Below are 12,822 nucleotides of genomic sequence, written 5' to 3' on the forward strand. Positions count from 1 at the left end.
CAGGGGCGGCGCGGGCATCCCCCGCGCCGGGGCTGACCGGCGAAAAATCACCTTTACGTGATTAGCAGGAAGTACTCTGGTCACTTTTAGGTGATTATTGGAAGATAAAAGCTTTTAAAAGCATATTAGCGGCGCTTAAGTGCTTTTGAAAGCACATTTAACTTGACACCTCCTCATACGCGTAATATGCTTTTAAAAGCGTATTAACGTCATTTAGAAGTGTTTAAAAGCTCATGGCACAGAAGAACCTGCTAACGACAGCCCCGCCTTACGCCGTCGAGCAAGCCGTAAAGCGGCTCGGCGCCAACCTGCGCACGGCCCGCCTGCGGCGCAATCTGACGATCGCCGAGGTGGCCGAGAAGATCGGCACCGGCCCGCGCCCGGTTACCGACGCGGAAAAAGGCAAGCTCGGCACCGGCGTCGCCGTCTACATGGCGCTGCTCTGGGCTTACGACCTGCTGGAACCGGCGAGCGCACTGGCGAACCCGCAGACCGATGAAGAGGGATTGATGCTGGAACTCGCGCAAGGACGAACGCGCGCCCGCGGAAAGGATGAACTCGACAATGACTTTTAGGTTTGGGGCGAGCGAGTGTTTTGTTTACATCATGTTGCCGGGGCAGACAAAGTTTGTGACGGCGGGCCGGTTTGTTCTGGATGAGCAACGCGGCGGCCCGCTCGGCCGCTTTGTCTATGGCCGCAGCTACCTCGACCGTCCCGACGCCCTGCCGATTGATCCTGTTGAGCTGAAGCTGGGGAAGGCTACCTACCGGACGACAGCTCTCAATGGAATGTTCGGAGCGCTGCGCGATGCCAGCCCCGACTACTGGGGGCGGCGTGTGATCGACAAGCACGCCGGTAAAGCCCGACCGGGAGAAGTTGACTACCTGCTGTTCGCGCCGGACGACCGCGCCGGTGCGCTCGGGTTTGGATTGAATCCGGAGCCCCCTGCTCCTAAACGGCAATTCAATCAGACGCTCGACCTGCAGAGGCTGCAGGACCTGGCCGATGCGATTATCGCTGATGAAGAGGCCCCTCAAGGCGCCGAAATCGAGCAGGTGGAGGAGCTGATGCTGGTAGGCACTTCGATGGGCGGCGCCCGGCCCAAGGCGGTGGTCGAAGACGATGACGGCCTTTGGGTTGCGAAGTTCAACCGGCCGGATGATCCGTGGAACTATGCGCGCATTGAACACGCCATGCTGGTACTGGCGCGTGCGTGCGGGATTGAGACTGCGGAAAGCAAGCTCACGACGATCGGCGATCGGGACGTGTTGCTGGTAAAGCGCTTCGACCGGGAACGAGCCGAGGACGGCTATGTGCGTGCCCGGATGATCAGCGGCCTGACCTTGCTGCACACCGAGGATACTTACCAGCATCGGGGACGTTGGTCATACATCCTGATGGCTGAAGAGCTGCGACGCGTCAGCGCGCAGCCGCGCCACGATGCGCAGGAGCTGTTTCGCCGCATGTGTTTTAACGCTCTGATCTCAAATACCGACGATCATCCGCGCAATCACGCCTTGATTGCCCGTAATACGGATTGGCGGCTGTCGCCTGCCTATGATTTAACGCCGTCAACGCCCGTGAGTGTCGAGCGCCGCGACCTCGCCCTGGCGTGCGGCGATTGGGGACGCTACGCCCATGCCGACAATCTCGTTTCCCAGGCAGCCCGATTTCATCTGAGCGAAGACGATGCGCGAGGCACCGTCGCGGCGATGGAAGAACGGGTCCGGTCAACCTGGTATGAAACCGCCCGGCGTACTGGAGTAACCGAGCGGGACTGCGACAAGATCGCGGGTGCCTTTGCCTATCCGGGTTTTAGGCTGCCACTGGACGAAGACCAAGGACGCTAGGTACCTGCGCGTGCACGAAGGAAGTGGATCAGCGAGCCGGTTAGACCCGGCTCGCCCATCCGGCCTACCACTCGTCGGCAAGCATAATCATCAGCACCCGGCACGTGGCCTTCGGGTCCGCCGGATCGGGACTGCCCTGCTCAAGCGTGCGGTCGTAATAGTCGATCTTCCAGAAGATTTTCTGACCCTTAAATTCGAAGGCGCCGAAATCATGCTCGCCATATGGATCGTTGTCTTCGGTGAACCCATTGAAACGCTCGACGCGTTCACGGATCGCCGACTGATCAGCTTCGGAAAGCGCGGAAATTCCGGCGGTTTGATAAACGCGCCCGGCGATGCCCATCGCTGTTCGGGATAGATCGTTTAGCTTCCGGATGCGCTGCAAACGGATCAGGCTTTCGGCACACGCGATCGGAGATGTACCCTCTTCCTGCGCCCCGGCAATGATGGCGGCGTCTTCCTGACAGCTGAGGGAAGCACCCGCACGTTCAAGGCAGGCATCCACGGCGTCCCAGTAATCGATGAAGGGGGTTTCGGCTTTGTCGGTCATGATGTTCGGTCCTTTCGTTTTGAGGGTTGTTCAATCACGTAAGGACCAACGGGCCGAAGCCACGAGCGCCGCCAGGTCAACCCCCAACACGGAACCGGCGCGGGCCGGGGATTGACCTGCCAGCGGCTTCGGCCAGAAACACACGTGAAATTGAACAGCCCGGCAAAAGGACCGCGCCGACCGACAAAGGCGATGCATCCGGTTGACGTCCTGGGTGGACGTCAATGCCGTGCCAGAGATTTGCCACCAAAAGGGGTTGTGTTTCGGCCGCTTTCTCCGCCGGGGAGAAGGCCCGCGAAGTCCGTCTGGATTACTGTTGCGAGGCCGGTTTCCGCCGCGCTGCGAAGAGCGCCCGCAGGTCGTCAATGACGACGATGCTTTTGCAAATTCGGGCTTCCAGCTCCTCTAACTCTTCCATCTGACGGTCGAACATCGCAATGGTCTCGTCGACATTGATCTCGCCTTCCGCATCGCTTAGCGCGCGGTCTACCAGATCGCGTATATCCGTTGGATTTTGGTCTGTCGTATCCATGACTCTCTCCCTTTCGGACTACGCGGCTGCGCGGCACAGAGCGAGCGATGAGGGAAGCGGTGTTTGCCGGGCAAACGCTGCCTTCATCTGTCCGCGACCTGACGCCCGCATTTTCAGAGCGACCTGCTCTTCCGGTGCCTTTCCGATGCGGGCCATATAGGCTTCAAACATCGCCATGAAGTCGTGCCAGGCAGACCGGTAAAGCAGATAGAGCCCGCCGATGATCTGACCGTTCCGGTCCCGTTTGACAATATGGGCGCGGCGCATGGCGATCTCGCACTCAAGTCCGGAGGCGTTACCGCCATACCGTCGCGCCTGCGCTTCCAGCGCCCGGCATTCCCGAATGAGACCGCGCGTATGGTCTTTGAGACGGTGCGCGATTTCTGACATCTGGAGCACTTCCAGGCATTCAGGATCGCCGTCACGGCACGGATAGTTTGTTAGATGGTCAATGAGCCCTTGGGCGAACACGTCGCCAAAGCGCTCCTGTAGTTCAAGCAGCAACTCTGCATCAACAAGGTTGGTCATAATTTCCCCACACATTTCATATTTAAACAACAAACAAGGCCTTTAGATTCAGGCATCGCTCGCCACACATATTGTTAATAGAAACATGCCTACATCATAATTATGTCAATGTCAATAATTTTTATGTAGATTTAAGTATTTTTTATTGATATAAGGAATAGACAACAAGAAAGAATGTTTATAAATGATCGATAACACATATATAAAAGCAGCTCGCGCACTGGCCGACTGGTCACAAACAGAACTTGCCGAGAGATCAAATACGTCCTTATCCACGATAGCCGACATCGAAGCGGGACGACGCAAGGGCGGCGCTGCGGCTCTTGCAGCAATCCAAAAAGCTCTTGCACAGCAAGGTATTGTTTTTACGCAATACGGCGTTGAAAAGCGGCCCACCAATATACAGACCATAGAGGGTGAAAACTGGTGGCTTCGGGTGCTTGATGATGTCTACTACACCCTGCTGGACCAAAACGCAGCCGAAGTGTTGATTTTGTGCGGGGATGATCGCGAGTCACCGACTGATGTGGTGAAGATGTGGCGCAAGATTAGAAACCAGGGCGTTGCCATGCGTCAGCTCGTTCGGGAAGGTAACACTTACCTGATGGGCAGCGTAAACGAATACCGGTGGCTGCCGAAAGAATATTTCGAAAACTATGTCACGATGATCTACGGGGGTAAAGTCTGCGTGTGTGCCGACGACAACACGAAGGCTATGATATTCAAAGACAGTCAGTTGGCGAAAACGTGGGGGAATGTCTTCAATCTACTTTGGAAAAATATGGAGAATCCCAATGAAAGCACAGCAACGGAACGCTTCTAGCTATAAAGTTTGTATCAACAAGCGCTACGGCACTCTATCGACAGGCAACTGCCGGGTCCAAGTCAGCGTCGGAAGTCCGAAATACGAAGGCGAGAAGTTTGCGGCGCTGATGGAATGGGCTGTAAGGCGCTACGAGCACGTGCAAGTGATCGTTTCCGACACGTTGCAACGGCACAATGGACCAGAACCGGATAGTCCAGCGGCATGGAACAAAGCCCGACGTCAGGGCATGGAGTGGATCAAGCGTAACCGGCTAGCACTGGAAGGGGTCGAGCTCGTTATGTGGGACGATCTGTTGGCGCATCCATCCTATGGACCAGCGGCCAGTGAGATCGCCGCAGCCTTGAGACAAGCTCCTGTGCGGTCGCAGATCGAGGGGACCGCACAGCAGTTTGCACGGCGCAACGGGGCATCGGTCGTGGCCTCGATCAACTTTCTGACCGAAGAACTGGCGGCGTTTGCCTTGTTGTTCCAAAAACCGGCTATTGATGTCTACGCCGGTTCCTGGATATCGAATATCTTTGAAGAGTTAAAAGTGGAAATGCCAGTATTCGGTAACGTCCGATGTCTGCAAGTGGATTTTGAGCGTGATAAGTCGGCGCTAAAACAAGCTGCTTAGGCCCTAGACATGCGTGGAATAACGTAAGCCCAAAGGAGTACCGCTGATGTCCGCTACTAATCCAACAAAAGACAAGTATTACTACAAGGTCCGCGCCCGATACGGCCATGACTGGCGCGAGCACGACACGGTGCGCATGGAAATCAGCGTTGGCCGCGCATACCAGGAAGGCGCAAAGCTTGAGGCCGCTATGGAATGGGCAACCGCGCATTTTAAGCGCGTCGTCGTTCTCGTTGCCGATACGCAGCAACGCTATAACTTCATGTTTGCCGATCCACTATCAGAAGAAAAGGCCTTTGCCAAAGCCTCCGCTCTGGGCGAAACGTGGATCGCTAGAAACGAGGACTGTTTGAAACGCGCGAATGTCGAGATCGTTCGATGGGAAGACGTCAAGCAAGATCCGGCTTACATGGATGCCTATGCAGCGATAGTAAAGCTTTACGATACCGACAAGGAATTCAAGCGGGATGTCGACCGGGGCATCACGGAACACTGGCAGCGCCAGGACCTCTCGGACGGTGACTTCCATCGATACTTCGCGCTCTCGAAGTCATACGCACTCGAAGAGCTGGCCGTTTTCTCGATTTTCTACAAAGACCAGGGGGGCATCAGCGCCTATCCGGGCACACTGACATTCACACAGGCTATGTACGAGAACAAAGACACCAACGATGCCCCCGCCGGGTTTCAGAACGCCCACTACACCTGTCTGAATTTTGAACGCCGGAAATACGAAGCGGCACAGCAAGACTACCGGCGCGCGGCATAACTAGACCGCCTGGCAGAGAGAAGAACAATGACAAGAACAAACCTGATCGCGAAGACCCGCTTTGACGCCGCGCTGGAGCCGGTAACGACGGAAACCCTCCCCCGCCTTCAAAGCCTGCTGAGCGCCACCGCGCGGCAAGACCCGTTTCAGCGCTCGGCCGCTTACTACGCGATGACCGGCCGCAAAGGACTCTGGCTTTACGGTAACGGCGATGCAGCGATGGTGATCGCCGTTCATCCTAACAAGGACGGTACGATCTTGCTGTTTCCTCCGTTTGGGAAGGACCCAGCCAGTTTAATGGAACAGGCCCTCTCCGATCCGGCGCTACCATCAGGACGCAAAGAAATCGCCCGCCTCGGCGGCGACGATGCCTATCTCGCTCTCCGTCTGCAGGCATTCGGGGCAAGTGCGCCGCAGAGAGAAGACCTCCTCGACTGGACCTATCCGGTCCATATCGTTTCCACCAATAAGGTCATCGAGCGCCAAGGCGGTGAGTTCAACGGCTTTCGCGGTCATATCAACCGCGCGCTGCGCGCCGGGCTGACAGCCGCGCCGTTCGACCTTGCCCGCCATACCGCTGACGTGCTCGATATCGTCAGGACCTGGGCACGGGACGGCAAGAAGGACGGGTACTCCTTCAAGGACCTGACCACGCCGACAATGCAGGTCATCACGCTGATGCAAGATGGCAATCTGCAACTCGGCGGCACTGTGATCTTTGAAGACGATCGCCCCGTCGGCTTTTGGTTCTGGGACGAATCCGACAAGAACACGGCAACGGCAATGTCGCTGGTCCGCGTGTCCATCGGCCGCAACGGTGCCGCCGAGTTCGGCGCGCTCAAGATGTGCGAACTGCTCCGGCAGCGCGGTTTCACGCACATCTGTCTCGGCGGTTCAGAAACCGCCAGCCTCGATAGTTTCAAACGCAAACTCTGCCCGGTCCGCTCGATTGCCTTGAGCACGGCTCATTATCCGGCACAAAGGCACAACTGATGACCAGGCGCCCCTTCCGAGGAAGGAGCGCCCGACGCTAGCCTAAGCGACGGCAGTTTCCGCTGCAGGCTGCAAGCCATTTAGATAATCCGCAGCCCGCTGCGCGTGAGCGGCAGCCTGGAAGATGGCCCGCTTGTCGTTCTTGAGGGCTTTGAGCCAGCTTTCGATGTAGGCGCTGTGATCGTCGCGTACCTCCGGCGTCAGACCGAGGTCGGCCGACAGGAAGGCGCTCCCCAGCTCGGCGACGAGCTCTTCGCGGGCGTAGCCTTCATCGCCCCAGCGCTTGCGCCCGAAGTCACGGTCCAGCCGGGACGGATGCCGGGTCCAGTGCGTGCTCTCGTGCGCCAGGGTCGCGTAGTAGCTCTCGGCGTCGCGGAAACTCTCGAAGGGCGGCAGCTGAATGCGATCGTGTGTCACGCTGTAGAAGGCTTGATTACCGCCGTGCCGGATATCGGCGCCCGTCGCGGCGAAGAACTGTTCAGCGTGTTCGATACGTTCCACGGGATCGAGAACCGGCTCGGCGAGCTGGTAGTAGTGTTCGGGCAGGTCTTCAATCTGATCGACATTGAAGACGGTGTAGCCTTTCATGAAGGGGATGGTCTGATCGATGTCTTCGCCGGTGGCCGCGTCGGTTTCGGTGCGGGTGATCGTGTTGGCATAGACGACGAGCTCGCCTTTTTCGCCTTTGCGGATGTGGCCGCCGAGCTCTTTGGCCTGCCGGAAGGTCATCCAGATCGGGGCGCCGTAGCCTTCCGAAACTGCCGCCGACCAGAGCATCAGGATATTGATGCCGTTATAGGGCTGGCCGTTATGCCGGAGTGGCCTTGTGATGCGCCCGGCGGCATGTTCGGCGTTCCAGGGTTTCATCCAGGGGCGAACGCCTTGCTCTAAGTCGGCGATGATCTTGTCGGTGACGCGGGTATAGACGTCGGTTTTGGCTGCGCTCTTCTTGGTCATGATCGGTCTCCTTTTGTTTACGCGGTTGGTTCCGAAGAACGCGCAACATCGAAGACGGGGGATAAGCCGGACGGGCACCGTCAGGGGAACGGGCAACACGTTTATGCGGGCAGCCCGTTGCCGGTCCGGCGACCCCGGCTAGAACCGTGGAGCAATGAGGACGAGCCGCAATAAAAGGAGAAAAAGCGGCACTGACCGGAGCAACGAAAAACAACAAACCACAAACCAGCCACCGACAACGCCGACCACCACGAGCAACAAAGCCCTGGATCACCACAGCGAGCCGTGCCAAGTTAGCCGCATGCAAATCTACGGCATTGATTTCACGAGCAGACCCAAACGCAGCAAGCCGATCACCTGCTTGGCCTGCACGCTGGAAGGTACGCACCTCACCGCAAATGACCTGACCGAATGGCGGGGCTTCGACGGCTTCGAAGAGATGCTAAAAAGGCCGGGACCGTGGATTGCCGGGATGGATTTCCCGTTCGGACAGGCAAGACGGTTTATCGAGACGATCGGCTGGCCCGCAACATGGCAAGGCTATGTCGACCACGTCGCCCAGATGACCAGAGCAGAATTCCGCGAAGCGCTCGATGCCTACCGTAAACCACGACCACCAGGCGACAAGGAACACCGCCGCCAGACTGATAGCGCTGCAGGCTCGATCAGCCCGCAAAAACTCTACGGCACACCGGTTGGATTGATGTTCTATGAGGGCGCGCCGCGCCTCCGAAGATCAGAGGTCACCATCCCGCACCTGCAACAAGGCGACCCCGAAAGAATTGTCGTCGAGGCCTATCCGGGCGTATTGGCAAGACAGCTGATCGGCAAACGCAGCTACAAGCAAGACACCAAGGCCAAACAGACCCCCGAGCAACATCAGGCACGAAGAGACATACTCGAAAAAATCAAGGACGGCGCGCTCCTCCCAACACACGGCATCAGCGTCGATGCCCCGGACCACCTGAGCGATGATCCCGGCGCCGACCATCTGGACGCCCTGCTCTGCGCCATCCAGGCCGCCTGGGCCTACACCAACCGCCACAACAACTACGGCGCCCCCGCCGACCCCGACACCCTCGAAGGCTGGATCGCCGACCCCATCCTCTGAACGCACCAGCAACCGACCAACCAACCGGGCGGGATTCAGGGGCAGCGCTACGCGCTGGGGCTGACAAAAAAGCCGATCCCTTTCGCCTTTTGATTATGACGCGGCGGCGGCAGCCACCGGAGAAGCTGCTACGACCGTACCGTAGTGGGCCAAGCACTGATCTATCCGAGACAGGAGTTCACTAAAATCCGAGAAATCGATGGTGGAGGCGTTCGGCTTCACCACTTCCTCAGCAAACTTCACCTTGCCGTAAGCAGTTTCATCTCCATGCTCCTTCTTTCGATCAAACGGTTTGCCACCGATTTTGTAGGCCAGTATCTCCGGCTTGAAAAGCTCTTCGATCTCGCGCGGGTGCGCAGCCGCGCCCTCTGGCACTTTCACGAGGTATAGATTGTCCCCGAGATAGTAGAAAGGGTCGATTGTCGAGGTGCTGATCGCCATGTCGCATTTATCTTTGGCATTCTTGAACACTTTTTTCGGCCCATCGTCATTGTCGCAAAGGACAATGACCGGATGCGCCATGGGCTGGTGAGCATATTTCTTCAAACTACTCGTGTACTGCCCAATTAGATTCGCTTGCCCTGAAGCGCCGTGACCGAGAGTTAAGACGTCTCGCGTTGTATCCGAAGGCCGCAAAAAATTAACCTGCCTCTTGATCTTTCCGTCTTCTTCTTTTGCGAGACGGGGAAAAGATTTTGCCAAAGCGCGGATTGCACATTCAATGTATACAATGTCGGAGACCCCTTCCGTGACGATGAGCGGAAGTGGGGGCGATACGAAATGCTTGTAGAAGAGGAATTTTCTGTAGAGCTCAATCGGCGCGCGCGGCGGATTGAACTCACCCTCATTTTTTGAGCGCTTGTTGACTCGCAACGACCGGTCTCGGCGTGCTTTCACGAAATATACGTAGGAAAGCATGCCTTCAAGCGGGTTTAGATTGCTGGTAACTTCGTCTTTGCCGCCAACCACGCGGTGATATTGTCCGGTTCCGAAAAGCGAGTTGCACATAGCCCTGACCCGCCGGTAGTAATCCTGATCAATATTGGGCTTTGCATTGACCACCAAGCCTGTGACAGATTGCCGAGACTGTCGCAAAGTCATACGGGTTTTGATGGGATTGAGCCTAAACCCGCTGTCTTCGATTACCTTGCGCAGCCTATGCCCTTCTTCCCAGCGCCCTGTTCCGGGATCGACGGCGATCTCATCCGGAAACTCCTTCAAGTTCGTCGAGAACGTCAGGTCATCCGCATAGCGCGTGTAGGTGCAATGGGCATCCCTGGCAAGGGCCAACAATCGAAGATCGAGAATGTTGCCGATGTGGTTTGAAATTATTGGTGAACACGGGCTTCCTTGCGGCAATGCGTTTTCGTGGCAGGCAATCTGCGCGATGACTGTAGCGACGGCTGGTTCTAGCGCAAAGGTTTTGTCACTGATAAAGAATCCGCGTACCCGACCAAAATTGATGCTGCCGAAGAAATCTTCGATGTCGACATTGAAAACGTAGCGCCTGCGCGTGTGGACAGCGGCATTTCCTACGATTGTTTTCCGCTTCTGAAAGCCATGGGAAGCACGCCAATAGTGCGGATATTCGTGCTGGATTTCGGCCACACACTCATAGAGATGTTCGGCTAGGCGCTTTTGCATGAGTGCGAGACGCGGTTCAGGGGCTTGAATCGTGCGTTCGCCGCCGGTTTTCTTCGGGATTTTGAAAGTCCGGTACTTTTCGTCAGGTTTCAGCTTGTAGAGCACGTAGCTCACGCCCTTCGGGGTGAAGCCGAGAATTGTTGCGAGACCACTCAGATCCTTTGCGTTTTTAAGTCGTTCCAGCGTGCTCAATGAGTTGCACTCTCCTTCGAAAAAGGCTTGCGGGCACTCTTAAGCGATAATCGGCGAGACATGGTCCATGAGGACTGTCCGCAAAAGGATCACGGTGATGAGCAGCCCACCTACCGTTGTTGTCATTTGCCGCGATGCGCAGCAAGAAGTCTGCCCGCAAGCCTGAATCCAGTATGGGAATTTCTATGTGCATGCGCAACCAGAATCGTTGCCGGTAATCCCTTCCGCACCTAAAACCAGTTAGACAATCCCAAGCTTGTGAAAAAATATGCGGTTCCGCATTTCTGCATCGCGCAGGACTTTGTCCCAGCCGATGACCTCCATGTAGAGATTAATGTTGTCATGCCACCTGAACCATCCCAACCCATCCGGCATGGGTTTGTAGTCCTTTTCGATCTCCAACCATTTTTCAACTTTTGGCGTCAAATCGCATACGACATAGCCATAGAACGGCGTATTTGATGACACGAGAATTTTCCGCCCCTCAGGCGTTTTGTACTTTCCTTCGCGCACCTGGTTCACATAGCGAACAATTTGCTGAACGGGGTCTTCACCGGAAGATGGGTTAGTAAAGTCATCTCGCTGCGGTTTCTTGAACTCGAATATGGTGACGGGATTGCTGGCTTCGTTGTCCCCCCGGAACATAACCCGCCGATCATAAGCAAGCAGGTCTGGTCTATCCGAGATCCCTTCACTGAGGGGTTTGTCTGAAGACACATAGTTGGTAAAGTTCAAGCGCTCATCAATGATCCATAAATTGTGTTCCCTGAGGTCCAAGCTATCCGAGTCCTTGCGGCGCGGGAAGATTATGTCGTGTACCGCACCTTCCGATGCGTATTTTCCCTCGGGGTCCAATTCCAGATTCTTGCCAAACAACTCCAAGACTTTTCGCCGAAGGGCGATATAGTGAGTCAAATCATTTTTGCTGGTTTCAGATATCTCGCTAACCAATTCTGTAACATTGGCCTTAAGATCATCGATATTGCCATCCGCTAGAAGCTTGTTGATCTTGCTGGATACTCGGCTCTCTTGTTGGAACTTCTCCTTCTGCAACCGCGCCTCGATCTCTTCTTTGGTCGGGTTATAGGGCATCGTTGAAAGATCAATATTCTTAAGCATGCTCTTGTGCCAAGGCGCTTCTTGATCAACATAATCCTGAAAGCGTTGGCGCTTCTTTTCTTGCCGCTCAACTACGTCATCACCAAGCGCGTCACGCGCAATTGCTGCTGCTCGGCTTTCAATATCACTTTGCGAAATGCCGTGCATGAGATCGCTTTCCTTCTGAAACTCAAAGCCGCCACGCTCAAGCGAAACATTTTCGTCTAGATAATCACCAAAAACATATGCCTTCACAACGTAATTGCGGTCTCTATTCTCGCCGCCATCACTACGTTTATCGAAAAACTCTTCAACGAACTCCGGCACATAGCTATGTAACGTCGCGCTTGTGACTTCCCGCCTGTGAGCCACTAGGCTGACCTTGCTTTTTTGGTTCTTGGGTGAGTAGAATTTGAACAGGCGTACAGAAAAGAACCGTTCTTCGCTGCTTGAGGAGATGTGAAAGATGCTGTCCGATATCTGAATTTCTTTGATGGAGGCAGATATTTGATTGTCGATATACTCATTCAGGGTGATGCTGTCCCCGCCGTCTTTTTCCGAAACCACGATTGTTGGACAGCTATACTCGTCATCAATGAAATAAGGCAGCAATCGCTCAGTCAATGCCCTGGCAATCGTCGCTATACCTTTATCCGTGAAGCGGCCATCCTTTATGGCCTCAAGAGTAACGGTAGTACCGGTGCCTTCCGCTTCACAACTTTCCAAGGCTTCATCAATGATGATGTCGTTGCCTTTACCCATTCTGAAGTTCCGACGGAAGAATGATGAACCGTCCGCGTAGACGCTTTGTATTTTGAGATTTTCAAAGTATTTCAAACAAGTGAAGCGCCCAAAGCCTTTTCCACCTTGTTCGATCTTGTAGTCGGAATAAAGGGTATCAAACGAATCGCGGTTCTCTGGGGTAAAACCGACACCATTGTCTCTGATCGTAAAGCTCTCAACGACAGGAATCGTTTGATCCAACGCCTCTTGGGAAGAGCGGACAATAACGACATCTATCCGCCCCTTCTCCTCCTCTTTGTCCTCTATGGCCTGAATACCGTTGACAATGACCTCAACAAGCGGAGTGTAGACTGTGGTGCCAGTTCGAATATTTTCTACAGCGCGTTTGATGTTTACATTGCTCATGGTGTT

Annotated in this window: 13 protein-coding genes; 7 read left to right on the forward strand and 6 right to left on the reverse strand. The window is 55.4% G+C overall.

The window, feature by feature from the left end; genetic code table 11:
* Nucleotides 1–233: 233 nt before the first annotated feature.
* Both H6868_08295 and H6868_08300 read left to right on the forward strand, forming a co-directional pair.
* A complete protein-coding gene (locus H6868_08295) occupies nucleotides 234–575 on the forward strand; it encodes a helix-turn-helix domain-containing protein (protein ID MCB9989312.1) in 342 nt (113 codons plus the stop codon).
* The gene (locus tag H6868_08300; GenBank protein MCB9989313.1) at nucleotides 565–1,851 is read left to right on the forward strand and encodes a HipA domain-containing protein; all 1,287 of its coding nucleotides are present in this window, start codon (nucleotides 565–567) and stop codon (nucleotides 1,849–1,851) included. Before H6868_08295 ends, H6868_08300 begins: the two co-directional genes overlap by 11 nt.
* Nucleotides 1,852–1,915: 64 nt before the next feature.
* On the opposite strand, the gene H6868_08305 is transcribed toward H6868_08300, so the two are convergent.
* The 3 genes from H6868_08305 to H6868_08315 all read right to left on the reverse strand — a co-directional run bounded on the left by H6868_08305 (nucleotide 1,916) and on the right by H6868_08315 (nucleotide 3,461).
* Nucleotides 1,916–2,194, reverse strand: coding sequence for a DUF3768 domain-containing protein (locus tag H6868_08305; protein MCB9989314.1), 279 nt, complete (start codon nucleotides 2,192–2,194; stop codon nucleotides 1,916–1,918).
* Nucleotides 2,195–2,711: 517 nt separating this feature from the next.
* Nucleotides 2,712–2,933, reverse strand: coding sequence for a hypothetical protein (locus H6868_08310; GenBank protein MCB9989315.1), 222 nt, complete (start codon nucleotides 2,931–2,933; stop codon nucleotides 2,712–2,714).
* Between the two features lie 18 nt (nucleotides 2,934–2,951).
* Nucleotides 2,952–3,461: a hypothetical protein gene (locus H6868_08315; protein MCB9989316.1), complete on the reverse strand. Its 510-nt coding sequence runs from the start codon at nucleotides 3,459–3,461 to the stop codon at nucleotides 2,952–2,954.
* Nucleotides 3,462–3,645: 184 nt separating this feature from the next.
* On the opposite strand from H6868_08315, the gene H6868_08320 reads away from it, so the two are divergent.
* From H6868_08320 to H6868_08335, 4 genes are read left to right on the forward strand one after another with little or no spacing between them, the layout of a single operon-like run.
* Nucleotides 3,646–4,284 (forward strand): helix-turn-helix transcriptional regulator, encoded by a 639-nt coding sequence (locus tag H6868_08320; protein MCB9989317.1) that lies wholly within the window; start codon nucleotides 3,646–3,648, stop codon nucleotides 4,282–4,284.
* Nucleotides 4,256–4,903, forward strand: a complete 648-nt coding sequence (locus H6868_08325) for a hypothetical protein (protein ID MCB9989318.1) — start codon at nucleotides 4,256–4,258, stop codon at nucleotides 4,901–4,903. The genes H6868_08320 and H6868_08325 overlap by 29 nt, the downstream gene beginning before the upstream one ends.
* A gap of 46 nt (nucleotides 4,904–4,949) precedes the next feature.
* A complete protein-coding gene (locus tag H6868_08330) occupies nucleotides 4,950–5,672 on the forward strand; it encodes a tRNA-dependent cyclodipeptide synthase (protein ID MCB9989319.1) in 723 nt (240 codons plus the stop codon).
* Between the two features lie 27 nt (nucleotides 5,673–5,699).
* The gene (locus H6868_08335) at nucleotides 5,700–6,665 is read left to right on the forward strand and encodes a DUF2156 domain-containing protein (GenBank protein MCB9989320.1); all 966 of its coding nucleotides are present in this window, start codon (nucleotides 5,700–5,702) and stop codon (nucleotides 6,663–6,665) included.
* 42 nt (nucleotides 6,666–6,707) lie between these two features.
* Here H6868_08335 and H6868_08340 read toward each other — a convergent pair whose 3' ends face one another.
* On the reverse strand, nucleotides 6,708–7,622 hold the full coding sequence (locus H6868_08340; protein ID MCB9989321.1) for a DUF1738 domain-containing protein: 915 nt from the start codon (nucleotides 7,620–7,622) through the stop codon (nucleotides 6,708–6,710).
* Nucleotides 7,623–7,923: 301 nt separating this feature from the next.
* Between H6868_08340 and H6868_08345 the strand changes: the two genes are divergently transcribed.
* Nucleotides 7,924–8,733 carry a DUF429 domain-containing protein gene (locus H6868_08345; GenBank protein MCB9989322.1) on the forward strand — a complete coding sequence of 270 codons (810 nt, stop codon included), beginning with the start codon at nucleotides 7,924–7,926 and terminating at the stop codon, nucleotides 8,731–8,733.
* Nucleotides 8,734–8,826: 93 nt separating this feature from the next.
* Here H6868_08345 and H6868_08350 read toward each other — a convergent pair whose 3' ends face one another.
* Both H6868_08350 and H6868_08355 read right to left on the reverse strand, forming a co-directional pair.
* Nucleotides 8,827–10,569, reverse strand: coding sequence for an RNA-directed DNA polymerase (locus tag H6868_08350; protein ID MCB9989323.1), 1,743 nt, complete (start codon nucleotides 10,567–10,569; stop codon nucleotides 8,827–8,829).
* Between the two features lie 240 nt (nucleotides 10,570–10,809).
* Entirely contained in the window at nucleotides 10,810–12,816 is a 2,007-nt protein-coding gene (locus H6868_08355) for a sensor histidine kinase (protein ID MCB9989324.1), read from the reverse strand.
* Between the last annotated feature and the right edge of the window lie 6 nt (nucleotides 12,817–12,822).

It is taken from the genome of Rhodospirillales bacterium, from assembly GCA_020638175.1.
Taxonomy (GTDB): Bacteria; Pseudomonadota; Alphaproteobacteria; order Micavibrionales; family Micavibrionaceae; genus JACKJA01.

Coding starts and splice junctions, on each gene's coding strand:
- H6868_08345 (MCB9989322.1), top strand. CDS start 7,924: ATGCAAATCTACGGCATTGATTTCACGAGCAGACCCAAACGCAGCAAG.
- H6868_08320 (MCB9989317.1), top strand. CDS start 3,646: ATGATCGATAACACATATATAAAAGCAGCTCGCGCACTGGCCGACTGG.
- H6868_08305 (MCB9989314.1), bottom strand. CDS start 2,194: ATGGGCATCGCCGGGCGCGTTTATCAAACCGCCGGAATTTCCGCGCTT.
- H6868_08335 (MCB9989320.1), top strand. CDS start 5,700: ATGACAAGAACAAACCTGATCGCGAAGACCCGCTTTGACGCCGCGCTG.
- H6868_08330 (MCB9989319.1), top strand. CDS start 4,950: ATGTCCGCTACTAATCCAACAAAAGACAAGTATTACTACAAGGTCCGC.
- H6868_08315 (MCB9989316.1), bottom strand. CDS start 3,461: ATGACCAACCTTGTTGATGCAGAGTTGCTGCTTGAACTACAGGAGCGC.
- H6868_08300 (MCB9989313.1), top strand. CDS start 565: ATGACTTTTAGGTTTGGGGCGAGCGAGTGTTTTGTTTACATCATGTTG.
- H6868_08310 (MCB9989315.1), bottom strand. CDS start 2,933: ATGGATACGACAGACCAAAATCCAACGGATATACGCGATCTGGTAGAC.
- H6868_08295 (MCB9989312.1), top strand. CDS start 234: ATGGCACAGAAGAACCTGCTAACGACAGCCCCGCCTTACGCCGTCGAG.
- H6868_08340 (MCB9989321.1), bottom strand. CDS start 7,622: ATGACCAAGAAGAGCGCAGCCAAAACCGACGTCTATACCCGCGTCACC.
- H6868_08355 (MCB9989324.1), bottom strand. CDS start 12,816: ATGAGCAATGTAAACATCAAACGCGCTGTAGAAAATATTCGAACTGGC.
- H6868_08325 (MCB9989318.1), top strand. CDS start 4,256: ATGAAAGCACAGCAACGGAACGCTTCTAGCTATAAAGTTTGTATCAAC.